At 37.0% G+C, this 25,022-nt stretch carries 17 protein-coding genes and 1 pseudogene; 8 read left to right on the top strand and 10 right to left on the bottom strand.

The window, feature by feature from the left end; genetic code table 11:
- Positions 1-45: 45 nt before the first annotated feature.
- On the bottom strand, positions 46-807 hold the full coding sequence (locus ACPF9A_RS14955; RefSeq protein ID WP_073242809.1) for an NYN domain-containing protein: 762 nt from the start codon (positions 805-807) through the stop codon (positions 46-48).
- A 312-nt stretch (positions 808-1,119) separates the two neighbouring features.
- On the opposite strand from ACPF9A_RS14955, the gene ACPF9A_RS14950 reads away from it, so the two are divergent.
- Complete coding sequence (locus tag ACPF9A_RS14950) at positions 1,120-1,902, top strand: NIPSNAP family protein (RefSeq protein WP_423998234.1); 783 nt, start codon at positions 1,120-1,122, stop codon at positions 1,900-1,902.
- On the opposite strand, the gene ACPF9A_RS14945 is transcribed toward ACPF9A_RS14950, so the two are convergent.
- The 4 genes from ACPF9A_RS14945 to ACPF9A_RS14930 all read right to left on the bottom strand — a co-directional run bounded on the left by ACPF9A_RS14945 (position 1,899) and on the right by ACPF9A_RS14930 (position 10,102).
- A complete protein-coding gene (locus ACPF9A_RS14945; protein WP_423998232.1) occupies positions 1,899-3,005 on the bottom strand; it encodes an OmpA family protein in 1,107 nt (368 codons plus the stop codon). The genes ACPF9A_RS14950 and ACPF9A_RS14945 overlap by 4 nt on opposite strands.
- Before the next feature lie 130 nt (positions 3,006-3,135).
- The gene (locus ACPF9A_RS14940; RefSeq protein ID WP_423998230.1) at positions 3,136-5,148 is read right to left on the bottom strand and encodes a hypothetical protein; all 2,013 of its coding nucleotides are present in this window, start codon (positions 5,146-5,148) and stop codon (positions 3,136-3,138) included.
- Between the two features lie 153 nt (positions 5,149-5,301).
- Entirely contained in the window at positions 5,302-7,053 is a 1,752-nt protein-coding gene (locus ACPF9A_RS14935) for a TonB-dependent receptor (protein WP_423998228.1), read from the bottom strand.
- A gap of 31 nt (positions 7,054-7,084) precedes the next feature.
- Positions 7,085-10,102, bottom strand: coding sequence for a tetratricopeptide repeat protein (locus tag ACPF9A_RS14930; protein WP_423998226.1), 3,018 nt, complete (start codon positions 10,100-10,102; stop codon positions 7,085-7,087).
- 155 nt (positions 10,103-10,257) lie between these two features.
- On the opposite strand from ACPF9A_RS14930, the gene ACPF9A_RS14925 reads away from it, so the two are divergent.
- From ACPF9A_RS14925 to ACPF9A_RS14910, 4 genes are all read left to right on the top strand, one after another.
- On the top strand, positions 10,258-10,941 hold the full coding sequence (locus tag ACPF9A_RS14925; protein WP_423998224.1) for a cell division ATP-binding protein FtsE: 684 nt from the start codon (positions 10,258-10,260) through the stop codon (positions 10,939-10,941).
- A gap of 49 nt (positions 10,942-10,990) precedes the next feature.
- Entirely contained in the window at positions 10,991-11,869 is an 879-nt protein-coding gene (locus ACPF9A_RS14920) for a hypothetical protein (protein ID WP_423998222.1), read from the top strand.
- 17 nt (positions 11,870-11,886) lie between these two features.
- On the top strand, positions 11,887-12,699 hold the full coding sequence (locus ACPF9A_RS14915) for an amidohydrolase family protein (RefSeq protein WP_423998220.1): 813 nt from the start codon (positions 11,887-11,889) through the stop codon (positions 12,697-12,699).
- 155 nt (positions 12,700-12,854) lie between these two features.
- Positions 12,855-15,485, top strand: a complete 2,631-nt coding sequence (locus ACPF9A_RS14910; RefSeq protein WP_423998218.1) for an MGH1-like glycoside hydrolase domain-containing protein — start codon at positions 12,855-12,857, stop codon at positions 15,483-15,485.
- Between the two features lie 2 nt (positions 15,486-15,487).
- Here the strand turns inward: ACPF9A_RS14910 and ACPF9A_RS14905 are convergent, their stop codons facing one another.
- The 5 genes from ACPF9A_RS14905 to ACPF9A_RS14885 are packed head-to-tail and all read right to left on the bottom strand — an operon-like array spanning position 15,488 to position 20,009.
- Entirely contained in the window at positions 15,488-15,754 is a 267-nt protein-coding gene (locus tag ACPF9A_RS14905) for a hypothetical protein (RefSeq protein ID WP_423998216.1), read from the bottom strand.
- Positions 15,755-15,805: 51 nt separating this feature from the next.
- The gene (nhaD, locus tag ACPF9A_RS14900; RefSeq protein ID WP_423998214.1) at positions 15,806-16,792 is read right to left on the bottom strand and encodes a sodium:proton antiporter NhaD; all 987 of its coding nucleotides are present in this window, start codon (positions 16,790-16,792) and stop codon (positions 15,806-15,808) included.
- A gap of 9 nt (positions 16,793-16,801) precedes the next feature.
- On the bottom strand, positions 16,802-17,869 hold the full coding sequence (locus ACPF9A_RS14895) for a mandelate racemase/muconate lactonizing enzyme family protein (protein ID WP_423998212.1): 1,068 nt from the start codon (positions 17,867-17,869) through the stop codon (positions 16,802-16,804).
- A complete protein-coding gene (locus tag ACPF9A_RS14890) occupies positions 17,866-18,939 on the bottom strand; it encodes a DUF1611 domain-containing protein (protein WP_423998210.1) in 1,074 nt (357 codons plus the stop codon). The genes ACPF9A_RS14895 and ACPF9A_RS14890 overlap by 4 nt, the downstream gene beginning before the upstream one ends.
- A gap of 8 nt (positions 18,940-18,947) precedes the next feature.
- The gene (locus ACPF9A_RS14885) at positions 18,948-20,009 is read right to left on the bottom strand and encodes a pyridoxal-phosphate dependent enzyme (protein WP_423998208.1); all 1,062 of its coding nucleotides are present in this window, start codon (positions 20,007-20,009) and stop codon (positions 18,948-18,950) included.
- A 169-nt stretch (positions 20,010-20,178) separates the two neighbouring features.
- Between ACPF9A_RS14885 and ACPF9A_RS14880 the strand changes: the two are divergent.
- The 3 genes and pseudogenes from ACPF9A_RS14880 to ACPF9A_RS14870 all read left to right on the top strand — a co-directional run bounded on the left by ACPF9A_RS14880 (position 20,179) and on the right by ACPF9A_RS14870 (position 24,992).
- Positions 20,179-21,068, top strand: a pseudogene (locus ACPF9A_RS14880) (IS1595 family transposase).
- Between the two features lie 170 nt (positions 21,069-21,238).
- The gene (locus ACPF9A_RS14875) at positions 21,239-22,144 is read left to right on the top strand and encodes a serine hydrolase (RefSeq protein ID WP_423998206.1); all 906 of its coding nucleotides are present in this window, start codon (positions 21,239-21,241) and stop codon (positions 22,142-22,144) included.
- A 28-nt stretch (positions 22,145-22,172) separates the two neighbouring features.
- Positions 22,173-24,992, top strand: a complete 2,820-nt coding sequence (locus ACPF9A_RS14870; protein WP_423998204.1) for a hypothetical protein — start codon at positions 22,173-22,175, stop codon at positions 24,990-24,992.
- The last annotated feature ends 30 nt before the right edge of the window (positions 24,993-25,022 follow it).

Genomic DNA, 25,022 nt, shown 5'->3' with positions numbered 1-25,022 from the left:
TGATACTATGGAATGAAGTCTATTATACGGAATTTTAGAAACCGTTTACTTTTTGGATTTGGAATTCGCCTTCTCCTTAATTTTTACGTAAATCAGTTTTTTACGCCCCTTAGAATCTTCTCTTCTTTCAATCTCGAAATGAGGAATGGAATTGATTAGTGGAGTCAGTTTTTGAAATCCGTAATTACGAGAATCGAAATTAGGTTGTTTCTTTTGTAATAAGCTACCAACATCGCCCAAAAAAGCCCAACCATCATCATCGGCAACATCATCGATAGTCGTTGAAATAAAACGTAATGCTTTAGGCGTAATCTTATCGACCGTATTCTTTTCTGCCGGAGTTTTGTCTGTAGCATCTGAAGTTTCTTCTTCTGATCTACCCTTAAGAATTTCTATATAAATGAATTTATCACAAGCTACAATAAACGGATTAGGAGTTTTACGTTCACCAATACCAAATACCTGCATACCTGCTTCTCTTAATCGTGTAGCTAAACGTGTGAAATCGCTATCACTACTAACAATACAGAATCCGTTAACCTTGCCAGCATACAAAACATCCATAGCATCGATAATCATGGCAGAATCGGTTGCATTTTTACCTTGTGTATACCCGTATTGCTGAATAGGTGTAATGGCATTTTCAAGCAGTACATTTTTCCATTTCCCTAAACGCGGGTTGGTCCAATCTCCATAAATACGTTTTATGGTAGGGTTACCATATTTAGCAATCTCCTCCATCATTTCCTTTACATAGGCAGATGGTATATTATCGCCATCTATTAATACTGCTAAATTCAAATCCATTTTGTAGTGTTTTATGTAAAGGTAATTTGATTTCTACTTGAATAGCAAGATGTTAACCGATAAAGTTAAAAATGATTTTTTTACTGTCGATTATCAGCTTTTATAGAACTAATGAACAAAAAACTTGGACTGAATAAACGGTGTTCGAGTGAAATAAATCATTTTAAATCTTCAATATAAATTGCCTGCAAAAAGTATTAATTCATGTTTTTTTAAAAGGTGTATTCCCTCGAAATTTTACAAGCGAACAAGTAAAGTATAGCATCCACTTATTTTATCATTAACTTGTTCATTGAAAAAAAATAAGAACACATGAAGAATAAATTTCCTCTTCCGTTACTACTGATTTTTTTAGCGGTAATTACTTCTTTTTCTAGTTATGCTCAAGAAAAAGAATACTACGAACTAAAAACATACACTATAAAAAATGACACCCAAGAAAAAATGGTCGATGACTATTTAAAAGATGCCTACATGCCTGCCTTAAAAAGAATGGGTATTGAAAATATAGGCGTTTTTAAGGGGAGACCAAACAAGTTTAAGGTCAGTGATAAAATTTATGTATTGATCCCGTTTCAATCTTTGGCTGAATTTGATAAGCTAGAAGCAATGTTGGCGGTAGACAAAACCCATCTTTCGGCTGGCGCTGCATATATACATGCCACACATGATAAAAAACCATATGAAAGAATAAGTTCTATATTGTTACGTGCTTTCCCAGATATGCCTAAAATGAAACCTAGCGAAGTAGAAGGTGAACGCGCTGACAGAGTGTATGAGTTACGAAGTTACGAAGGCCCAACAGAAGCCATGTACAATAGAAAGGTAGACATGTTCAATGAAGGTGGCGAAGTAGAGCTATTTAAAAGTTTAGGGTTCAATGCCGTTTTCTATGCCGATGTCATCTCTGGTGATAAAATGCCCAACCTCATGTATATGACCACTTTTACGAATATGGAAAAACGTGATGCTCTTTGGAAAGACTTTGTTGATTCTGATAAATGGAAAGAAATTTCTGTGATGGATAAATACGTGAACACGGTTAGCCATGCAGATATAGATTTGCTATACCCTACCGAGTATTCTGATTACTAATCGGCTTTACTTAAAATAAATTCTACACGCCGGTTGAGAAATCTACCGGCTTCTGTTTTGTTCCTAGAAATCGGTTTTGAACTACCAAAGCCTTGAGCGGCAATTCTATTTTTTTGAATTCCGTTTTCAGTTAAATAAGCAACCACTTCTGAAGCTCGCCGTGCAGACAATCGATTATTAAAAGAATCTGACCCAACACTATCGGTATGCCCAAATATTTGAATATTTATTTTTAAATTCATTTTTAAATAAGAAAGCAGCGACTCCATTTCTTGCTGGTGGTCCCCTCTTATTTTAGATTTATTAGAATTGAAATAGACATTTTTAAATATGTGCACACTATCCAATTTATATTCTTTAAGTGCTATAACCTCTGAGTTTTGATATGTTGACTTTACATTCGATACTGAAACCATATCCAAATAATAATAAGAACCTTTGGTGATTTTTCTTTTAGTTTGATATTTCTGTGTCCGTTTGTTGTTTTTAAAATTTCCGATGATCATGTAATTTTCCGTACCAGTGGCTTCAAACTCTGTGGTCAGTTTCACCCATTTGATTTCATCGGAATAATATTTGGAATAGGATATTTCCAATTCTTCGGATATTTGACCTTTCATCTTAGAGAAATGCAAACCAGATAACACCTTGGTAGTTTCTACAGCAACCGGAAACTCAGCAAACCGGATGCCAAATTCTTTCACCGCGAAATCTGACCGTTCTGCCAAACTTACATAGAATGAAACAGCGTAACGTTCACCTTTTTTCAATGTTGAACTCAGTCTTGCTTGAATATATTCTCGATAATCGTTGGGTGCGTACATGTAGAAACCAACATACCCCACCCCGAAATCTGCAGGTTGCTTGCCATTGAAATTCTCGGGTGTACCCATGGCAATACTACAACCGTTGAAATAATCGGTAGAGCCCAGTGTAGGCATGTTCCAATCAATTACATCATTTTCAAGATTACCAAGTTTTTCGGGGCAATCAATAAATTTCTCAAAGCTAGGGTTACGTACCAAATTTTGACCAATTGCAAAATAAGGCATACTGAGTATCATTATAATTAAGGTTCCAAAATGTGATATTCTAGTAGACATGTGCTTTATACAGAATCTCTAAAGTACAGAAAACTTATAAAAATGTATTACTGACCTAAATGCAAAAATCCCTCCTCATTACTGAGAAAGGATTTTTGTCTCCAAACAATCTAACCTAAACTTAATCTTTTTAGTTGTTATATAAGTATAATGAAGCAGCAGACATTAAATCATTACTAATTGCTGGTGCTACGTTACCGTTTGCATTCAATGCATCTGAAAAGGCTAGAACTTTACCATTACCAATTTCTGCAATAAATACTGTTTTTGTTTTGTGGTCATATGCTACATCAATAGGGTTACCCATTTCGGTCAATGAACCCGCAACTCTTGTTTGATCAGAAAGTGCTAAAGTTCCGCCATTATCTAAAGCAGCCAATTTACCAGCAAAATCTTGAGTCACTTGAAAGCCGCCATCCGTATTTGCATCTGCAGCATCACCTATATCGGTCATTACCAATACGTCATCTGCCTCGCTATAATCGATACCATGAGTTCTTACAATACCATCAACTGTAATTCTTTTAGTTGGTGTAATCGCACCATCCGCAGAAAAGGCAGTTAAGAAATTATCATACACAGCCAAATCACTTGTAGAATCTACAACAGCTAATAACGTGTTACCCATAAAGGTGATTCCCCATGTGTTAAAGCCAGCATCAAAAGTATTTAACAAACTAAAGCTAGAACCATTGTATTCATATACGTAAAACTTATTTTCTGTATTACTTGAAACTACCACCTTGTTACCAAAAACAGCAATCTCGCGAGGGCTAGCCAATTCGGCACCACCAGCAAAATCAGCAACGATATTCGCTAAATCTGTAACAGCAGCGAAACTACCGTAGTATTCTAATGCCATACCTGATCTAGAAGCTTGTATTAAGGCATCGTTCATTGCGTTATAGTAAATACCTTCTGTGGCATCTGAACCTGTAGCTATGGTTTTCGTCAAAACTCCCGTACCATTGTATACACTAACATTACCATTTGCAGTGCTTGTTACATAAAGTCTAGTTGCTCTGGCATCGCTAGAATCGCCTGTATTACCATCGGTTTCATCACTACTAAATTGAATAGATGAAGCCATTGCTAAATCTTTATTGAAAGACGGAGTTAAGTTTCCACCAGAACCGATAGAAGTGAATCCTAATACTTTTCCGTTTCCTATTTCAGAAACATACACCGTATTGGTTTCAGAATCATAAGCAACATCAATAGGGTTACCCATTAAGGTCGAAGAACCTGCGACTCTTACTTGCATACCGATCGGTAATAATTCGCCGTCTGACAACGAATCGAATTTAGAAGAGAAATCAGAAATAATGTGAAAACCACCATCGGTATTTGCATCTGCAGCATCACCGATATCGGTCAATACCATAACATCATCAGCACCATCATAAGTAATACCATGTGTTCTTACAATACCTTCAATAGTTACTCTTTTTGATGGTCTTAAAATGCCGTTTACAGCGTTAGAAAGAAAATCATAATACACCGCTAAATCTCCTGTTGTATCAACTACAGCATATAAATCATCGCCTTTAAAAGTAATACCCCAAACTGGGAAAGGAACCTCAACTGTACTGGTAAGTGTAAATCCGCTTCCTGTGTTATCATACACGAAGAATTTGTTCGCACCATTATCGGCGACAACAAAAGAACTGCCGTTTACCGCTAATTCTCTCGGACTCTCCAAATCTGCAGAACCTGTAAAGGCTGCTAAAACTTCAGCTCCATTTACTACAGTACTTACATTAGAGAAAGCTTCTAATTGTAGTGCACTTCTAGAAGCTTGGTAAACTACATCTGCGGTGGCATCATAATAAATACCTTCAGCAGCGGTAGTCGATGTCATTAAGGTAACTAAAGAATCGCCGGTTATACTGTATCTAGAAATACTTCCGTTTTCGTTATTGGTTACAAAAAGATCTGTTCGACGACCTAAAACCGTCATACCTTCTCCGCATGGCTCGCACATAGAACCACCACAGTCAATGCCGGTCTCGTCACCATTCATCTCTCCGTCATCACAAGTGGCTACTGGCGTACCATCTACCATGGCATCATCGTCGTCACTACACGAGGCAAAAAATAATGCTCCCGCTAAAATTGCTAAATAAATTATAGATTTTCTCATAGTATATTCTGGGTTTAATTAGTTGAACCGACCATACCTACGAAGTAAACTAAAGAGGGTTTGGATTTAAATGTTAAAATTAGAATCCAAAAAAATGCCCAAGTATTAGAGGAAACTAATACTTGGGCATTTTAAATATGTTTAAGCTGTATTCTAGAAATCGAACTTATACGTTGCGCCTCCTAAAACTTGAATACCTTGCACTTGAAAATTTGCCCAACGTTGGTAATCGTTATTAGAAAGGTTAGCTCCCTTTATAAAGAAAGACCATTGATCTGTGTAGCGGTACCCGATATGCGCATTGGCATCGAAAAATCCGTCTAACGTAATGATTGTTGCAGGAATTCCATTACCCGGAACCGCTTGAACACCCGTTGGTAAGAAATCTTCTCGCTCACCCACATAAAATAGGTTAACACCTGCATACCACTTTTCACCTATTTGGTAATCCATGAACAGTGATCCTTTTAAATTTGGCAAGTTCCACGCTGGGTTACCGGTTTCGGTACTATAATCATAAATTTCAGCATTTACACCTAAAGTAAAATTACGGTTTACATCAATATTCAATTCTCCGAAAATACCCAAGGTCTTGATATCATCATAAAATACTTGAAACGAATTTCCTAGGTAATACCCGTTAGAATCGCTTCGCGAATCGTTCACAGAATTCAATATAAACAGTGGCTTCCTATTCTCTGCAGCGTACGAACCTTTTAGATTATAGCTCAAATTTGGTAATAACTGACCTTTAAAACCTACATAGGCATTGTATTGACTATCGGTCGGCGCTATGTTCAAAGTCGGTGACACAAACGGATTAGCCTCTACATAATCGTAATAAGAATTTTGTTTCAATTCCCCTGTTACTCCCCCGTAGGCAATTACAGATTCATCTAACAATCTATAAGATGCCGTTACCGCTGGGTAGATATAAAAATTACTTTCGCTATTCTCTAAATCCATACCGTACACTAAATTTACGCCTAGGTTTAATGAAAGGTCATCACGAAGCATTTTTAAAGACGGATTAATACCCGCTTGTAATTGGCTATAATTAATTGGCACAGTATTTACCGAGGCATCGCCCCAATTATTGGTAAAACTACCCCCTACATAATCAGCTTTTACTTTAACATTTAAAGCTTCTTCATTCAAAGGAAACTCAAATCCTGAATTGAAAATAATTCTATTCTCACCAGAGCTTAATGCATCAAAAAATCTACGATATTTTAAATCGACTCTTTTAAAGTAAGCGTCTTCTATATTAATATGACCACCTACTTCGCCCATATAGTAATTTTGGCGTTCGTTAATTCCGCTTAATTCCGTTTCGCTAAACCTACCTGGTTCTACTCCGTACCAATTATATAATTGATGCTGTAGCCCAATTGCAGCTCCCCAATCTAAATCTCGATCACGTTTCGCGTAAGATGCATCTAATTTGGTATCATAAAATGTATCGTTCAGTTCTACACCATTAATACCACCACGAGAAGACAAATGGTTAAAACCAATATCAAAATTCTCATCTCTATTAATGGTTCTACTAGTATAAAATTCACCTAACACATTACCATAAGATCCAGCGCCTAAAGAGGCATACGAATTATACAATACTGGTGGCGGCAGCCTTTCTACCTTAGATGCCGTGCCTTTGTTCGGTGTAAATGTAGATGCCACAGGTACCGAAAAAATACTATAGTTAATAGGTTTCTTCTGTAAGACGATAGAATCGTTCATATTCGGAACCGACTTAATTTTAAAAGCATCTGAAACAGTTGGCGTGTATGCTTTAGTAACCGTTACGGTTTCTGTACCCAAATCTTTTTCCTCTTCTTGAGCAAAAACGACCTGAAAGCCAAGTGTTAAAAATATAAGCGCAAATATATCTTTGTTGTACATAGGTGTTCTTTTTCTGGTGTACGTGAATTTCTTAATTAGGATTAACCGATGAGTTACTTTTCGCCTCTTTCGATTTAATGATTGCAAGCTCTGTTCTTGCCTCTGCAACAATTTCTGGGTATTGACTAAAATTGGTAGTTACACTTTCTAGTATGTATGTTGCCTGGTAAGCATCATTTAATGCATAATAGTTTTTAGCCATCAACACTAAACCTTTACCACCCCATTCTTTATAAGCCGCATAATCTTTAGCCAATTTTTGCACAGCAATATTAGAGTTCTCGTAAGACCCCTCTTTATGCTCAAAATAGGCGTTATAGTATAATGCTTCTGCAGCCGTAGCGCCCGATGCAATTTGTAACACCTGTGCATATGCCGATTTCGCTTTAGCCTCATCATTAGTTGCAATAGCCGACCTAGCGATCATAATATGCGCATCGCTCTTAATTCTGTTGTCAATATTTGAAGTTGCCAATACCTTATCGGCGTATTCTATGGTCTTCGGATAATTCTTTTGTCCGTAATACCCTTTCATTAAGTTAGAGCGCGCAAAAGTTCTGTTCTGCTGAATGTTCGCCTGACTCTCTAATTTTAACAAATATGGTAAAGCAATACCGTAATCATCTTTAGAAATATACACCTCACAAACACGCGTTAATGCTTGTTCTGCATATTCGCTAGTGCTTCTATCGGCAACATACTTGTAATATGGTAAAGCCGATTCTTTTTCTCCTTTTCCAAAGTACAATTGTGCTAAACTAAAATTAGCATCGACCGCATGTAACCCAGTCGGGAATTGTTGAACGTAATTTTTATATCCTTTAATCGCGGCATCAACATTACCTTCTAAATTCTGCTTTTGGGCAGCATCGAAAGTGGCGTTGTCCAATTCAGCATCGGTAACCTCAACAAAATCGAGCGTGCGAACCCACTCTGCATATTCGTTTACCTTACCCATATCTACATAGACCAATTTTGCCGTGGCAACCGCCTGTATCGCCTCTTGTGTTTTTGGAAAATCGCGAACAACCGTTTTAAACTTAGCCAAAGCTGCTTCGTTTCTAGCAGCATTATAATTTACCAATCCCTGTCTCATTAATGCTTGTGGCACCAATGAACTACCTCTATACTCACTGATTAAACGATCGTAACCTTCGAGACCTTTATTTTCTTGCCCTTGGGAAACATAGGTATTTCCTAATTCAAATAAAGCATCATCTTTAAAACTTGATCTTGGGTATTGGTTTACAAATTCTTCTAAGTTTTCTATTTTGCTCGCACCTCTATCCACATAACCATAGCTCATTGCTTTTTGGTAGAATGCATAATCTTTCTCTGGTCCTGTTAATGCCAATGCTTTGTTATACGTTTCGATAGCTGGCCAGTATTTACTGGTTGCGTAATAGCTATCACCTAACCTTAGCAAACCATCATGTAACTTCTCTACTTCTGCATTGCCGTTGGCAGTAAATGCGTTGAAAAAGGTAATGGCATTGTTATAATCTTTCTGTTTAAAATACCCGTATGCCAAGTTGTAATCAATATCTGCATACATTTCTGTATTTTTTGCCGATGTATTACTCTTAAATGCGGTATACCCTTTTACAGCTTCGGCAAAGCGATTAGACAGGTAATCTGATTCCGCTTTCCAATAATTGGCTCTTGCTTTGAATAGCATATCTTCTGCACTGCCCAACGATTTGCCAAAATTCTCTGAAGCGGCATTATAATCACCTTCCATAAAAAGCTCGATACCTCTGTAATAGGCCACTTTTTGATAGACCGATTTACTTGCGTAGTTTTTATTCTCTTCAAGCAACTTCATCGCTCCGGCGAAATTCTTTGACGTTATGTATGAATCTACCAGCAAAGTCTGCATCTCATCTTGGTGCGTGTCTTTTGGGTATGTTTTCAAATAATTGGTAATTACTTGTGGTACTGGCTCATAGGCGTTACCGACTTCGTAACTTAAACGCGCATAATTCAAAAATGCATCTTTCTGTATCTCGGCGCTATAGTCCATTTGAGAAGCATTACGGAAAGCATTTAAAGCTTCCTGCTTTTTATCCAACTTCAAATAACATTCTGCCAAATGATAATATGCATTTTGTGCAACGCTATTGGTACCTCCAATAATTTTATTGAATTGGGCAATGGCATTGGCATAATCGCCACCTTTATAATAGGCATATCCTAAGTAATAATAATCGGTATTACTCCATTTACCACCCTTACCGTTGTATTCTGTTAAATACGGAATCGCATTTTCATATTGCTTTAAGTTAAAATAACTCTCCCCTATGATTTTGTTCAATTCAGAAACCTCTTTGCGATCCGCTTTAGGCAGTTGTTTTTTCGCCAAAGCAATTGCCTCATCGAATTTGCCCAACTTAAAATTCATGTCTGCTTGATAGTAGCTCAATTTCTCTTCTAACAGATCTTGATCTGTAATTTGATCAAAACGTTGGTTTGCCGTTTCATAATCATCTTCTTGATATGAAATATAGCCTAAGTAATATTTTGCCTGAGATCCGTAAATCTGCGAAGTCGTTACCTTTTCAAGGTACTTTTCTGCTTCTTTTGTTTTACGTGATGAGAATAAAGAGTAGCCATAATTGAAGTTAAACTTATCCATCTCGCCACGAGAAAGCGACTTTTGATCTACCTTATCGTACCATTTTAATGCATACGGATATTTACCTGTTTGAAAGTAGTACTCTGCCACATCGGCAAAGGCAGAATTACGCTTGGTAGAAGTCGGGTATTTTTCCACAAAATCTTCCATCAAACGGTCTGCACCCATTTGGTTTAGGCGTACTGCCGCATTTGCAGCGTAGTAAGCACTATTGGCAGCGGTCTCCTCATCTTTTGTAGACACTTTGACCTTATCAAAAATGGTCTGTGCCGCTTGATATTGTTCGTTGTTGTAAAGCGCGAGCGCGTCTTGAAATGCTTTCTGTTCGTGGGTATAGATCTTAGACTCTTGGGCTGTGGTCAAAGCGACCAAACCGAATACCAATGGAATAAAAGCGGTGATTTGTTTAAGCATAGTGTTCTGTAACTATTTAGAATTACCGTTATCACATGTGATAACGGCAAAAATTGTACCTAAGTATGTATAATACTCATACAAAAGAAAAGATTTTGAAAAAGGGTTCTCTAATATCAAATGGAACTTATTACTTTTATATCAACATTTGCGTTATGGAAGAGATTGTTTTAGAACTTAAGGATGCCTCTATTTTTCAAAAAGAGAGCTTGGTGCTGAGTGAAGTGAGTTTAAAAATTGCAAAAGGCGAATTCGTTTACCTTATCGGCAAGACCGGAAGCGGCAAAAGTAGCTTCATGAAAACCCTATATGGTGATCTACCCTTGCAAAAAGGTGAAGGTCATGTTGGTGAATTCAATCTTAAAACTTTAAAGGAAAGTGACATTCCGTTTTTACGTAGAAAATTAGGTATTGTTTTTCAAGATTTTAAGCTGCTACCTGACCGAAATATCAACCAAAATATGTTTTTTGTACTGAAAGCTACTGGTTGGACGGATAAGGCAAAAATGGATACCCAGGTTTCTAATGTACTTGAAAAGGTAGGTATGAAAACCAAGGGATTTAAATTTCCACATGAACTTTCTGGTGGTGAACAACAACGTATTGCCATTGCACGTGCATTATTAAATGATCCAGAACTAATTATTGCCGATGAGCCTACCGGAAACCTTGATCCACAAACCAGTGTAGAGGTCATGAAAGTATTGCAAGAAATTAATAAAGCTGGCAGAACCATACTAATGGCAACCCACGATTATGCTTTGATTTTAAAATTTCCTTCTAAAACCATTAAGTGCGATGCCAATAAGGTGTTTGAGGTAGTGCAAAGGGCGGTTTAATTTTGTTGACGTATCTTAAAACTAGTTAATTTAACATTCTATTCTACTATTGAGTTCAGCCGGACACATTATTGATGCAATAAATAGAATAAAGCAAAATCGAGCTTTAAAAGCATCAAAACGCCAAAAATTTAAAGGAACCAACAGAGATTCAATCTATTCAGACTCAGACAACGTTCAAAAAGCGATATTTAAAAAAGTTTCTAAAGAAAAAGCTCAATCTGTCATAAATAGAATAAGAAGTGATTTTAAAATAAAACGAAGAAGAGATATAATTTACATAGTAACTTTTTCTTTAATTGTTTCGATAATTGTATTAATCCCTTATATTTCAAATCAATCAACACCAAATAATATTATAAATAATGACAATATTGATGATTGGGTTGAAGCGGAAGAAATAAAATGGAATGGCCAAGAATCCGAACCTTTAATTATTTCAAATACAAATTATTTTTATATTCCCAAGGTCTATGGTCTAGACCGGATGCTTGACTCAGAAGGGCAATACATTATTTACCCACCTAATATGGTAGGCAGCGAAACTAGCAACATTATATTTTTAAACAGTGACTGTACTACAATTGGAAAATTACTGAATAAAAACGGTTTAATATTTTATATGATTTTAGTAGAAGAAGCTAACACCCTTGAAACTAAAGGTATTTTATATTCTTTAGCTGAAGAAGATTCAAATCGAAATGGAATAATAAACGAACAAGATGAAACTGCAATATACCTTTCAGATGTAAACGGCGAAAATTTAATAAAAATTTCAAACAAGCCGATAAAATGGTATCAATTGAAAAAAGGAAATCTTTTATTAGAATTTTATACAACTAAAAATTCAACCGATAGTATTTATGGTATCTACGATATAAAAAATAAGAAATTAAAATACGCCAATCAATTTGACTCTATAAAATGAACACTAATTAATTACACATGATCATAGACGTACACACCCACATTAACAATTACCACGAAGATAGAGTAGTATCATTAAATGAAAGTTTAGATAAGCTTTCTGATAATATGGCAGCAAATAATATTGATTATTCTCTGGTGCTTACCTCGTACAAAGTCAATGAACACAGACCGAGTACCAAACAGGTGGTAGAAGCGGTAAAAGGATACGACAATTTGGGCGTGGTATCGGGTATTAGCTATTTACATTACAACCATAAAGATGTTATTGAGATTAGCGATTACCTTGAAAAAGGATTCATTAAAGGCTTAAAATTCTACCCTGGTTACGAGCCATTTTATCCGAATGATATTCGATTTAAACTAATGTATGAAATGGCAATTGAGTATGATGTGCCTGTAATGTTTCATTCTGGCGACACCTATGCCCCTACCGGAAAAATAAAATACTCCCACCCTATTCATATCGATGATTTGGCGGTTGATTATCCAGAGTTAAAAATCGTTATTTGCCATGTGGGTAACCCGTGGATCAAAGATTGTATGGAGGTCGTCTACAAAAACAAAAACGTTTACGCAGATATATCAGGATTGGTTTTAGGTGATTTCTCCGATAAGTTTGAACGCTACATGAAAAAGGAAATAGAAGAAATGATTACCTATGCTGGTGACCCACGATATCTTCTTTATGGAACGGACTGGCCTATTTCTAACATGAAATCGTACTTGAAATTCATGGACCAATTAGATTTAACTGACGAAAAGAAAGAATTGATCCTCTGGAAAAATGCCGCTGAACTTTTTAAGATTGATGTGAGTAAGTTAAAATAGCTCTTGGCTTTACATTGCTTTTGGTTTTTGACTTTTGGCTTTTGGCTTTTGGCTTTTGGCTAAATAAAAAGTAAATTTCAACTAAGACATTTTTATAATAATAGTATCACTGCGCACACGGCTTAGCGCAAAACGTACCTCCAAAAAAACCTTCAATGAAAAACCCTGAAAAAGACCGTTTGGCCCAACAACATACCAAAGAAAAAGACTGGTTAAAATGGGGTCCCTATTTAAGTGAACGGCAATGGGGTACGGTACGTGAAGATTATAGTGCAGGTGGCGATGCTTGGAACTATTTTCCGCATGACCATGCCAGAAGTCGTACTTTTCGTTGGGGCGAAGATGGTATTGCAGGTATTAGCGATCGTTACTGCAACATGTGTTTTAGCATCGGTTTATGGAACGGGAAAGATCCTATATTAAAAGAGCGCCTTTTTGGGTTAACAGGTCCGCAGGGTAATCATGGTGAAGATGTAAAAGAGCTGTATTACTATTTAGAGAATACTCCGTCGCACTCCTACATGAAGTATTTGTACAAGTATTCTCAAAAAGAATATCCGTACAATCAACTGATTGACGAAAATCAAAAACGAAATCGGAAAGAGCTGGAATTCGAGTTATTAGATACTGGTATTTTTGATGATAATACCTATTTCGATGTTAGCACAGAATATTCAAAAGCTGACGAAACCGATATTCTTATTCAGATTACCATTACCAACAGAAATTCAAAACCGGCACCCATAACTTTATTGCCGCAACTGGTAATTCGTAATCATTGGACATTTAAAAAAATGTCCAGAAAACCGGTAATGAGCACCATTAAAAAGGGCAAAGACACTTCTGTATTTATTGACCACCCTTATGTGGGCAAATACAATTTCTATTTTCAGCCTGCAGAAAAGTTATTATTCACCGAAAACGAAACCAACAGAGAGAAGGTTTATAAAGAAAAAAATGACCATCCGTTCAAGAAAGATTTGTTCCACACCGCAGTATGTAACAATGATTTCGATTTAGCGACAAAAAATAACTCGGGTACTAAATTTGCGCCGCTCTATCAAGTGATTTTAGATGGTGGCGAATCAAAAACTTTTCAGCTTCGACTAACCGAAGAAACTATTGATACACCTTTTGCAGACTTCGATTCCATATTCAAAAAGAGACGAAAAGAATGTGATGTCTTTTATAACAACATCGCCCCAAAAGCGACAGAAGACCATAAAGCAATTTTAAAACAAGCTTTTGCCGGTTTACTTTGGACGAAGCAATACTATAACTACGAAGTTGAAAAATGGCTAGAAGGTGACTATAAAACCACTCCGCCGCCAAAAGAAAGATTAGATGGCCGTAATAGCCATTGGAAAACATTACGAAATCACGATATACTTTCGATGCCAGATGCCTGGGAATATCCTTGGTATGCTGCATGGGATTCTGCTTTTCACTGCGCGTCGTTCGCTTCTATTGATCCAGAGTTTGCCAAAGACCAATTACTATTGTTTACAAAAGAATGGTACATGTCGCCTAACGGACAGATACCTGCTTACGAATGGAATTTTAGTGATGTGAATCCGCCAGTACAGGCATGGGCGACACTAAAAATATATGGTACCGATAAATCTATTACCGGCGTACCAGATATTAAGTTCTTAAAACGAATGTTCAATAAACTATCGCTCAACTTTAACTGGTGGGTAAATCGTTTAGATAGAAATGATAATAATGTTTTTCAAGGTGGATTTTTAGGACTTGATAATATCGGAGTTTTCGATCGCAGCCATGGTGTACCCGGTGGTGGTATATTAGATCAAGTAGATGGTACCGCTTGGATGGCGATGTACAGCTTGAATATGCTTGAAATCAGCTTGCGAATTGCTGAACATGACGATTCTTATGAAGATATGGCGACGAAGTATTTCGGTCACTTTATATTCATTGCAGAAGCGTTGAACAAAATGGATACCGATAAAGCCAACACTTGGGACGATGCCGAAGGTTTCTTCTATGACCGTTTAATTTTACCTGACGGGCAATCGACTACTATAAAAGTTCGATCTATAGCCGGTATGTTGGCATTGGCAGCTGTACTTACCATTAAGAAAAGTGTACTAGATAAATTCCCAAAATTTAAGGCAAGTGTTCTTTGGTTTAAAAAGTACCGTGCAGAGAATTTAAAATATGAAGTGATACAGCAGTATGAAGAAAATGGTGATTTACTTCTATCATTAGTACCAAAAGACAGAATGCAAAAATTAGTTACTGCACTCTTAGATGAGAAAGAATTTTTGAGTGAATATGGCATTCGATCATTATCTAAAATACATGAGAAAGCTTATCAAATTCATATTGATGGTATAGATTATTCTATTGATTATGAACCTGCAGAATCTACCGTTTCGTTATTTGGAGGTAACTCTAACTGGCGCGGTCCTATTTGGATGCCCATGAACTACCTATTTATTCAAGCATTGCGAGAATACCAATGGTATGATGGCAATGATTTTCTTTTTGAATACCCAACGGGAAGCACAAAACTGCTAAATTTAAAACAGGTTAGCGATGAATTAAGCAAGCGTCTTATAAAGATGTTCGAGAAAGATGCCAATGGCAATCGTGCGATCAACAAGAACTACGAGAAATATTACCAAGATCCTAATTTTAAGGATTTGATTTTATTCTACGAGTATTTTCACGGAGAAAACGGTCGTGGTTTAGGTGCAGCTCATCAAACAGGTTGGACGGCCTTAGTCGCCAACCTAATTGAACAGCTAGACGAAAAATAGTTCTAATTCACTATCATAAAAGTTAAGATACCGGCAACGTAGCCAATAAACGCCAGCAGCGATATATTCTTTAGGTACCACATAAAATCAATTTTAAGGATGCCCATTATGGCAACACCTGCTGCTGATCCAATAATAAGAATACTCCCGCCTGTACCTGCGCAAAAAGCGAGTAGTTCCCAGAAATCAGAATCTGGCGGATAGGTTTCTAAACTATACATACCCATAGTACCTGCAACCAATGGAACGTTATCTACAATAGAAGACAAAACCCCTATGATCGAGTTAACCGCATAGATGCTATCAAAATTAGCATCTAACTAGCGTGACATGTCGGCTAAATGCCCAGCGGACTGTAGTGCCCCAACAGCAACCAATATCCCTAAAAAGAATAAAATACTAGGTGTGTCTATTCTTCTTAATACATTAGAAATTGCTAAAGTTTTCTTCTCTTCGACAGTCTTGTTTCTGTGTAAAATTTCGGTGGTTATCCAAACGATACTCAACCCTAACAATACCCCCATAAATGGTGGTAAGTGGGTAATAGTTTTAAATATTGGCACGAATAATAACGCACCAATACCTATAGAAAATACTAGATTTTTATCAAAATTACTCACCTCAAATCCGTGAGAGTACTCATCATCAATTTCTGTAGATTTAGCGATATCGCCCTTAAATCTAAATGACATAATTGTCAAAGGCACTAACAAACACACCAAACTTGGTAAGAATATTTCTTTAATAATATGCATGGCGGTTACCTGACCACCGATCCAGAGCATAATAGTGGTGACGTCGCCAATAGGTGACCATGCCCCACCTGCGTTGGCGGCAATAATTAAGAGTCCCGCGAACATCCACAAATCTCTCTTTTCATGTATGAGCTTACGAAGTAAGGCAGACATTACAATTGCCGTTGTAAGGTTATCTAATGCTGCAGATAGAAAGAAGGTCAATAGACACAAGATCCACAATAACTTCACACGATTAGTGGTCGTGATCCTATCGGTAATTACAGAAAACCCTTCATGGGCATCGATAATTTCGACAATGGTCATTGCACCTAATAGAAAAAATAAAATTTCTGCAATTTCGCCTAAATTCTCTCGTAGACTTTCAGTTACAAAATGTATAGATTCATCACCTGGCATATCGGCAATAAACACATCTCGACCCAGAATATAAATAACCCAACACAAGGTACCTGTTAGTAAAGCCGTGGCGGCCTTATCAATTTTGACGGTGTGTTCTAATGCAATAAAAAAATATCCAACAACAAAAACAGCGAGTAGCGTTAAATACATGGCAAATAATTAAAAGTTAGCATCAGAAAAACCTAAACCGTATTCTTCGGTAGGGTATAAAATTCCCTTTTCCAATCTAAATATAGAATGATAAGGATCATCAATAATATCTAAATGTCCGTCTAAATCGGCATACACAATATTCGGTCTAGAAAGTGCAAAATGCAATCCTGCAGCAATACCCAATCCGCATTCATCTATACAACCTACCATGGCATCTAATTTAGCCGCCTTTGCCACGGAGTTGATATGCATACCGACCCAAATACCACCTACTTTCTGTAGCTTAATATTCACCATATCTACACGCTCGTTCTGTGCTAAGCGAAAAGCATCGGTCAATGTTTTTAAGCTCTCATCTGCCATTACGGGTATGCTTACCAAATCGGTTACTTCGCCCAGTCGCTCTTCTGCTTCTACTTTTGTAGGTTGTTCAAATATTTCAATACCTATAGCAGCTGTAGCTTTTACAAAATCTACAGATTCTTTTACCGAGTAGCCTTGATTACCATCGAAACGTAATTCGATATTAGGATACTTTTCATGAATCAATCTCATTTTAGCAATATCTTCTTCAAGATTAGAACCACCTTTAATTTTCAAGATGGTAAAACCTTGTTTCACATATTCACTGGCATACGACAACGTATCATCGATACCCATAATACCAATAGTAATACTGGTAGCAATGTGATCACGAAAACCGCCTAAAAACTTGTATAAAGGCACCTCAGCTTTTTTAGACATAATGTCGAACAAGGCTAAATCAACCATTGCCAATGCCGATGATCTTTTGCCCAATAGCTCTTTTAATTCTAATAACAATAACGCGTAAGTAAAAGGATCTTTACCCAACAAATAAGGAATAATAATATTCTTTATAGCTTGGGTAACATCACCTGGCGATTCATTGGTAACCACAGGATCAGGTGCTGCACAACCATAACCAACAATTCTAGTATCTGTTTCAACCTTTAAAATAAAATTACTGGTACGGTCGATCGTTTCGTAAGCAATAGTATAGGGGTCAGATAGTTTAAGATCTAAACGCTCAAAAGAAATATTAGTTATTCTCATTTAATTTTCTCCATTAAAAGTGCGATTAAATCATCTGCGCCGTATTCTAACACATCAAAAGCAGGTAGCTTAGTTTCTAAGGTAATAGCCTTACAAACATCAAGTATTTCACTTTTTTCCATGTCTTCATGATTCACGGTAATCGCAATAACTTGCTTAGCAGAAATTACCTGAATCGCATTAATTTGCTCTGCTAAAGAGTGCATTTTATACCCAGGGAATCCGTCGTACTCTAATCTTTTTGGTGCATGTTGTAGAATTACATAGTCTGGTCTACCGGCTGCAAGAATTTCAAATCCGCCAGGGTAAGCAGGGTTCATTAAACTCCCTTGACCTTCAATAACAATCACATCTGGGTCTTCATTAGTATAGGCACTTACTACGGCATGTTCGATTTCACCTGAAACGAAATCGTTAATGCAGCTATCCATCACCATACTATATTTAGCACCTTGCATCCATCCTGTTTGTCCGGTTCCGATCATTTCTGCTTTTTTACCCGCATTACGAAATGCATGTACCAAAATCCAAGCAGTAGTCCGTTTGCCTAAGGCAGAATCCGTTCCTAAAACCGCTAATTTTAAGCAGTCAACTTTTTCAATATCACCTGTAAAAAAGTGCAATTGGTCACGATCGGGCGTCTTTCTAATATCTCTAATCTTAACATTCTTCTCTTTGGCCAAAGCCACAAGTTCAGGATCATTGGTCAAGAAATCATGCAAACCACTATCAACGTTCCAACCATGTTGTAAAGCTGCTTTAATGGTCGCTTTCGCTACTTTTGGCAATCTACCACCATCTGGCGCAAGACCGATTACCAAGTAGGTTGGCAAATTCTGACTCGCAGTCAAGGCAACAATGGCAGACGCTAAATCTTTATAAACAGGAATACCGTTTGGCCTACCATCTAACACATCACCGGCATCTCTGCCCGCATATTTTTCATCTAAAACACCTACTACTTCGTAACGCTCGGTAAAGCGAACCAGCCCATGGGCTGTTTTACCATTCGGAGTATTAAATGCTCCCTCACAATATACAAGTGCCTTACCGTCAATAACTTTTTTCATCTATTTATTTAATTTTTTGCTGTGAGCACTGCCACGAAGCGGTCAGGCTCAAAATTCATTTTTTCGTCTAATTGTAGAAGTCCGATTAAACCCGCTGTCGATGCCGGTAAAATTCGAAATCCTTCCTTTTTATATAAAAGAGAAGTCATCTCTTTCAATTTTTTATCACTGATATTAAAAGCTTCACCTTCCGATTCTTGCAAAGCATATAATGCCTCTTCCCCATCGAAACTATGCCAATTAATTAGAGGTTCATTGTACTTCGTTTCCTTAATTGCTGCCGGATTCAAATCCTTACAATGATCTAATCCTAATAAAAAAGACTCCACGATCGGGTTCTTGTGAGATGATGATGCGGCAATCATTTTAGGTATACGAGAAGTTTTTCCTCTTTTATACAGATTTACGAATCCGCGATAAATGCCGGCAAACAATGTTCCGTTAGAAACAGGTACCGCACAGTATTTTGGCGCATCGCCTAAATCTTCGAAAATTTCTTGAGCTATTTGAGCATAGGCCGATATTTGTAACGGAGTGTTGGCACCACCAGGGTTGGCATCGTACCAACCATGTTCTGCTGCCAATTTCGAACTCTCGGTAACCACATCTTCATAACTACCAGGAATACGAATAATCTCTGCACCCAAGCTTTCCATTTCAACCACACGATCGGTATGGTAACATTCTGGAATATATATTTTACAATCAATACCCGCCAGATCAGATGCCAGAGCCATTGCCACACCGTAATTACCACATGTAGCTAAACTTACAACAGAAAATTCGCGACGCAGGGCATCGTAAAGTTGTGCAAAGGCAATACGATCCTTTTGCGTTCCCGTAGGGTTGTCGCCTTCATATTTGAGGTAAAGTTGACGCACATTGAACTCACGTTCTAACGTTTTGGCGCGGTGCAAACCCGTATCGCCCACTTCTAAACTTATAATATCTTCGAAACACTCTAAGCGATCTACTAAAGATTTACTTGTATCTTTAACCATATCGCTAAGTTTACGTGCCTCTGCAGACACTTTATTCTCAGCAGTTTTTACGCCGTCTTTAAGATTCATAAGCTATGTTATATTCCATTTTTTAAGGTACAGTAATTAAATTAATAATCCTTTTATAGTTTCGTAAACTTTATACTAAAAAAAAGGCACGCATAGGTAGTATATAATATGAAAATACGGAGGTCAGTAGTTAATTACTTATCTTGTATGTCAATAAAAATAACTATTTATGGATATTTTCAAGGGTCAAAATCTTCTAGAGTTCTCTGATCGCTTCAAATCAGATGGAGATTGTAAAGAATATCTATCATTTATCAAGTCAAAAACTGCTTTTAAATGTCTTAAATGTGACCATTCTAGATATCAGTCTCGCAAGGATTTTGGGAGGCAATGTAATATTTGTGGTCACACCGAATCTGCTACTGCAAACACACTTTTTCACAAGGTCAAGTTTGGTGTTAGAAAGGCTTTTTTTATTTGTTTTGAAATGGCTACTACAACTAAGAGTCTCTCAGCTAGTTATATGGCTGTGCGTTAGTTACTGAAAAGACCGCTAGACTTTTTATGATGAAGGTTCGTGAAGCTATGTCTTCAAGTGGCAATAATCCTATGGACGGAGATGTTCACGTAGATGAATTTGTTATCGGTGGTAAAGATCCAGGCAAGACAGGAAGAAGTTATTCAGGCAAGAAAAAGAAGGCTATCACTGCTGTACAGCTCACAAAAGATGGAAAAGTAAAAAGGATGTACGCTATGAAAATAGAAGACTTCTCGGCACAGTCTCTACAGTATATTTTTGTAAACCATATCAGTCGTGATGCAAAAGTAGTTACAGATGAGTGGCGAGGATATCGACCTATTTCAAAGGCTTACGACATCACTCAAATAAAGAGCAATGGAGGACTAAATTTCAAAGCGTTACATACAATGATTCATCAGGTTAAATCTTGGATCAGAACTACATACTCGTGGGTGAGCGAACACAATCTAAATAGATATTTTAATGAATTTTGTTTTAGAATCAACAGGTCACAAGCTAAAGCGACTATATTTAATAATCTAGTTACTAAAATGATCAACTCAGATATAATTTATCAAACTAAATTAATGCGTAACTAACTACTGACCTCTGTGAAAATATTTAAAAAATTAACATAGAATTTTACGCTATATATGACGACAAGGCGTATTTGTTAGGTTATTTAAATAGTTACAAATAGCAAAAATTAACATTTTACTAATCTGTGCATAACCTAATTTTGACTACATTTTTAAAAACACAAAAATCAATGAGATCTACCCCAGTCTTTTTTCTTTTTTCTATCTTATTTTGCGTAAACATTTTTGCGCAAAATGAATTGCCTATTCGCATAGATAATGCGAAGATCAAACCTTTGCAAAAATTATTAGATAGTTCACTGCAAACCAATTTACGTGATGAATTGGCATCTCACCCAGAATGGAACGACCTTATTATACAAAAGAAAATGGCGGTAGGTCTTGTTGACCTCAGCAACCCAGAGCAAGTTCGTTTCGCGCGTGTAAACGGCAATCATATGATGTATGCCGCAAGTTTACCCAAAATAGCTATTCTTTTAGCAGCTATGGATGCTATTGAGAAAGGTGAATTAAAAGAAACCGCAGAAGTTAAAAAAGATATGCGCCTAATGATCAGTAAATCTGACAATGCCGCATCTACCAGAATGATAGACCGTGTAGGCTATGAAAAGCTTGAATCGGTAATGACAGACCCTAAATATGCCTTTTATGACGAGCAAAAAGGAGGCGGACTCTGGGTTGGTAAACGTTACGGCGGTGGTGGTGACACCAATCGCGAGCCACTTAAAAATCTAAGTCACGCTGCAACGGTAACACAAGTTTGTAGGTATTATTATTTATTGGCGAACGGTAAGCTAGTGAACCAAAAACGTTCGAAACAAATGTTGGATATTATGGAAGATCCAGAGTTGCACCATAAATTCGTAAATACGTTAGATAAGATTGCACCAAACGCCAGATTGTTCAGAAAATCAGGTTCTTGGCGCACCTACCACTCCGATTCTATATTGGTTTGGGGCGAAGATAGCAACAGAAGATATATTTTAGTAGCATTGATCGATGATGCCAATGGTGAACAAATTATTAGAGATTTAGTGAAACCAATTGAAAAGGTGCTAAAAAAGCCTGTACTTTAGGTCTTGGAATACAGATTTCCATTTCTTGATGGTAGAAAGACTCATTAAAAAAATATTCGATGTACGTGAAGGCGAGTTCAAAGTTTCTCTTTGGATGCTCGCCTACATTTTTTTGGTCATTGCCGTTCTACTCATTATAAAGCCCACGGTCAATGCCCTATTTCTTTCAGAATTAGGTATAGAACAATTACCATTTGCCTTTTTATTGGTAGCAATTACGGCAATTGCGACTTCTTATTTCTATTCAAAAGCGGTCGCAAAATTTCAGCTCAAAAAAGTAATCGAGGTTACTATTATAAGTTCTATTATTATATTAATAGGCTTGGGCATACTGCTTTCCATAGATGTCGTGAGTGGCGTGCTATTGTATTTTTTTTATATCTGGGTGGCTATTTATGCCGTATTGTCTGCATCGCAATTTTGGGTATTGGCAAACTTGGTCTTCAATATAAGAGAAGCAAAACGACTTTTCGGCTTTATTGGATCAGGTGCCATTATCGGTGGTATTTTCGGCGGATACCTCACCTCTATTCTAGCACCACTTATTGGTAATGAAAATTTAATGTTCGTTGCCGCACTGCTCTTATTCTTCTGCATACCATTACTGAGAAAAATTTGGAACATAAGAGTACTGAAAAATGGTAGCGTAAAAAAACATAAGTCGGCTACCAATATTTCAGAACCACCCATAAAACTTATTTTAAAATCTAAGCATTTTACCTATATAGCGAGTATTGTTGCGGTGAGTGTGGTCGTTGCCAAATTGGTAGATTATCTATTTAGTGATTTTGCATCTTCGGCCATAACCGATGCCGATGACCTTACTGCCTTTTTTGCTTTTTGGTTTTCGACATTTAACTTGTTATCGCTTGTTATACAGCTATTCTTTACCCATAGAATTGTGGGTATTTGGGGCGTTGGTTTTTCGCTTCTTCTATTACCCATTGGTATTTTCGGCGGAAGTGTTTTGTTTCTTCTATTACCCGAACTTTCTGCCGTAGTGGTTATTAAGGCGATGGATGGTATACTAAAACAATCTATACATAAAAGTGCTTCGGAATTATTGACCCTACCATTACCCTTCGATCTAAAAAACAGGACAAAATCTTTCATCGACGTTGTTGTAGATAGTTTAGCCACTGGTGTTGCGGGATGCCTTTTAATATTCGTAGTGCGTGGTCTAGACCTACCGTCATTCTACATTGGTATTTTAATTATCGCCTTGGTATGTCTATGGTTGTACTTTATCTATAAAGTTAGAATTGAGTACTACAAAACCTTTAGAACCAATTTAGAGGTGTTGACAGATAGAGGTAAGAAGACTAAAAAAATCTCCCATTCAAAAGTATCTATAGTATCTGGCATGCGCACCGTATTTAAAAATGGTAGCGAAGAGCAAATACTTTTCATGCTTGACAAATTGATGGAGATCAATGACAAACGATTTGCAGATGATGTGGAATTATTGTTAGAACACCCGAGCAATAAAGTAAAATTATCGGCCATACAGAACTTGTACTTTTTAAACTCTAAAAGTATGTCTGCCGAGGTCTCTGAATTATTAAAGATCGAAGATCGAGAATTGACCATTGCAACATTGGCTTATGTATTAAGTTTCGCGCATAAAGACAAATCGTATGTATTCGATGCTTATTTAGAACATTCAAATGAGCGAATTGCCATAGCAGCATTGTACTGCTTGGCGAGAGCCGCAAAAAATAATTATTCTTTAAAACTAAGTTACGCGTTACTAGACCGCATTTCTGCGGCGCTAAAGAATATTGAAACCAACGAGAAAGACCTATCCTACGTAGAAGTGGTTATCGAAATATTAGGTGTGGCGAATATGCCCATTTTCTATAACAAACTTGTTGCCTTTTTAAAACATGATAATGAAGAAGTAGTGATGACAACGATAAAGGCAATCGGCACCGCAACAGACCCTGCCATGGCGCAACATATCATTCCGTTTTTGGGGCAAAAAAATTACAGACCTACTGTTCTAGAAGGGTTTAAACTGTACGGACAACAGATTTTACCCGTGTTGCGCAAAAATGTACAGGAACGCTTGCAACCTTTATCTGTACTACGATTTATACCTGCTGCCATGCAATCTTTTCATTCTAAAGATGCTGTGCATCATTTATTGGCCATATTGACAGACAATGACCTTACGGTTCGCTTAGAAGTTATTCGGGCACTGAGCGCCATACGGGCAACGCATCCGCAGTTAAAATTCAATCGCTATAAAGTGGTGTCGGTGATTTTTGATGAATGTAAATTGCATCATCAGACCTTGTCATCAATGCATACCCAAATTATTATATCGTACCGAAATAGAAACAAATCGAAGAAAGAAATCGGCGATGCAGAACGAGATGCAAGAACCAGTTTGTTAGAATTATTGGAACGCCGTTTAGATTCGGGACTAGAACGTATTTTTAAACTGTTAGGGTTACGCTACCAGCAAAAAGATGTAGCTATTGCGTACGAAGGTTTATTGAGCGAGAAACAAGAAGCGCAGCATAATGCCATCGAATTTTTAGACAATCTATTGACGGGAGAATTAAAGCGTAAACTGTTACCAATTATTGAAGAGTCTGCATTAGATATTTCATCTGAAGAAGAACTTCAAAAAATCAAACACAAAATACCGACAGAACTAGAATGCTTTAAATTGCTATTACAAAGTAACGACCTTAAAATTAAACTTGCGGTCTTATACCTAATAACGCAACAAAAAGAACCCCGATATTTAAGTATTATCGAAAGCCATCTAAATGATGAAGATCCTAAAATTAGGAGTTTTGCTTTAGAAGCACAACAAGCTATATCTGCTGAAGTATAAAGCAAAAAAAACTCAAACGAGGTAGATAAA

The sequence above is a fragment of the Maribacter sp. IgM3_T14_3 genome (assembly GCF_049603095.1).
Classification (GTDB): domain Bacteria; phylum Bacteroidota; class Bacteroidia; order Flavobacteriales; family Flavobacteriaceae; genus Maribacter.
Note: the sequence above shows the minus strand (reverse complement) of the source record. Positions and strands in the feature narration are given on the sequence as shown.

Excerpts from the sequence above, each read along its gene's own strand:
- ACPF9A_RS14895 (WP_423998212.1), bottom strand. The coding sequence starts at position 17,869 with ATGAGAATAACTAATATTTCTTTTGAGCGTTTAGATCTTAAACTATCT.
- ACPF9A_RS14890 (WP_423998210.1), bottom strand. The coding sequence starts at position 18,939 with ATGAAAAAAGTTATTGACGGTAAGGCACTTGTATATTGTGAGGGAGCA.
- ACPF9A_RS14945 (WP_423998232.1), bottom strand. The coding sequence starts at position 3,005 with ATGTCTACTAGAATATCACATTTTGGAACCTTAATTATAATGATACTC.
- ACPF9A_RS14930 (WP_423998226.1), bottom strand. The coding sequence starts at position 10,102 with ATGCTTAAACAAATCACCGCTTTTATTCCATTGGTATTCGGTTTGGTC.
- nhaD (WP_423998214.1), bottom strand. The coding sequence starts at position 16,792 with ATGTATTTAACGCTACTCGCTGTTTTTGTTGTTGGATATTTTTTTATT.
- ACPF9A_RS14915 (WP_423998220.1), top strand. The coding sequence starts at position 11,887 with ATGATCATAGACGTACACACCCACATTAACAATTACCACGAAGATAGA.
- ACPF9A_RS14875 (WP_423998206.1), top strand. The coding sequence starts at position 21,239 with ATGAGATCTACCCCAGTCTTTTTTCTTTTTTCTATCTTATTTTGCGTA.
- ACPF9A_RS14955 (WP_073242809.1), bottom strand. The coding sequence starts at position 807 with ATGGATTTGAATTTAGCAGTATTAATAGATGGCGATAATATACCATCT.
- ACPF9A_RS14925 (WP_423998224.1), top strand. The coding sequence starts at position 10,258 with ATGGAAGAGATTGTTTTAGAACTTAAGGATGCCTCTATTTTTCAAAAA.
- ACPF9A_RS14935 (WP_423998228.1), bottom strand. The coding sequence starts at position 7,053 with ATGTACAACAAAGATATATTTGCGCTTATATTTTTAACACTTGGCTTT.
- ACPF9A_RS14940 (WP_423998230.1), bottom strand. The coding sequence starts at position 5,148 with ATGAGAAAATCTATAATTTATTTAGCAATTTTAGCGGGAGCATTATTT.
- ACPF9A_RS14950 (WP_423998234.1), top strand. The coding sequence starts at position 1,120 with ATGAAGAATAAATTTCCTCTTCCGTTACTACTGATTTTTTTAGCGGTA.
- ACPF9A_RS14910 (WP_423998218.1), top strand. The coding sequence starts at position 12,855 with ATGAAAAACCCTGAAAAAGACCGTTTGGCCCAACAACATACCAAAGAA.
- ACPF9A_RS14870 (WP_423998204.1), top strand. The coding sequence starts at position 22,173 with ATGGTAGAAAGACTCATTAAAAAAATATTCGATGTACGTGAAGGCGAG.
- ACPF9A_RS14885 (WP_423998208.1), bottom strand. The coding sequence starts at position 20,009 with ATGAATCTTAAAGACGGCGTAAAAACTGCTGAGAATAAAGTGTCTGCA.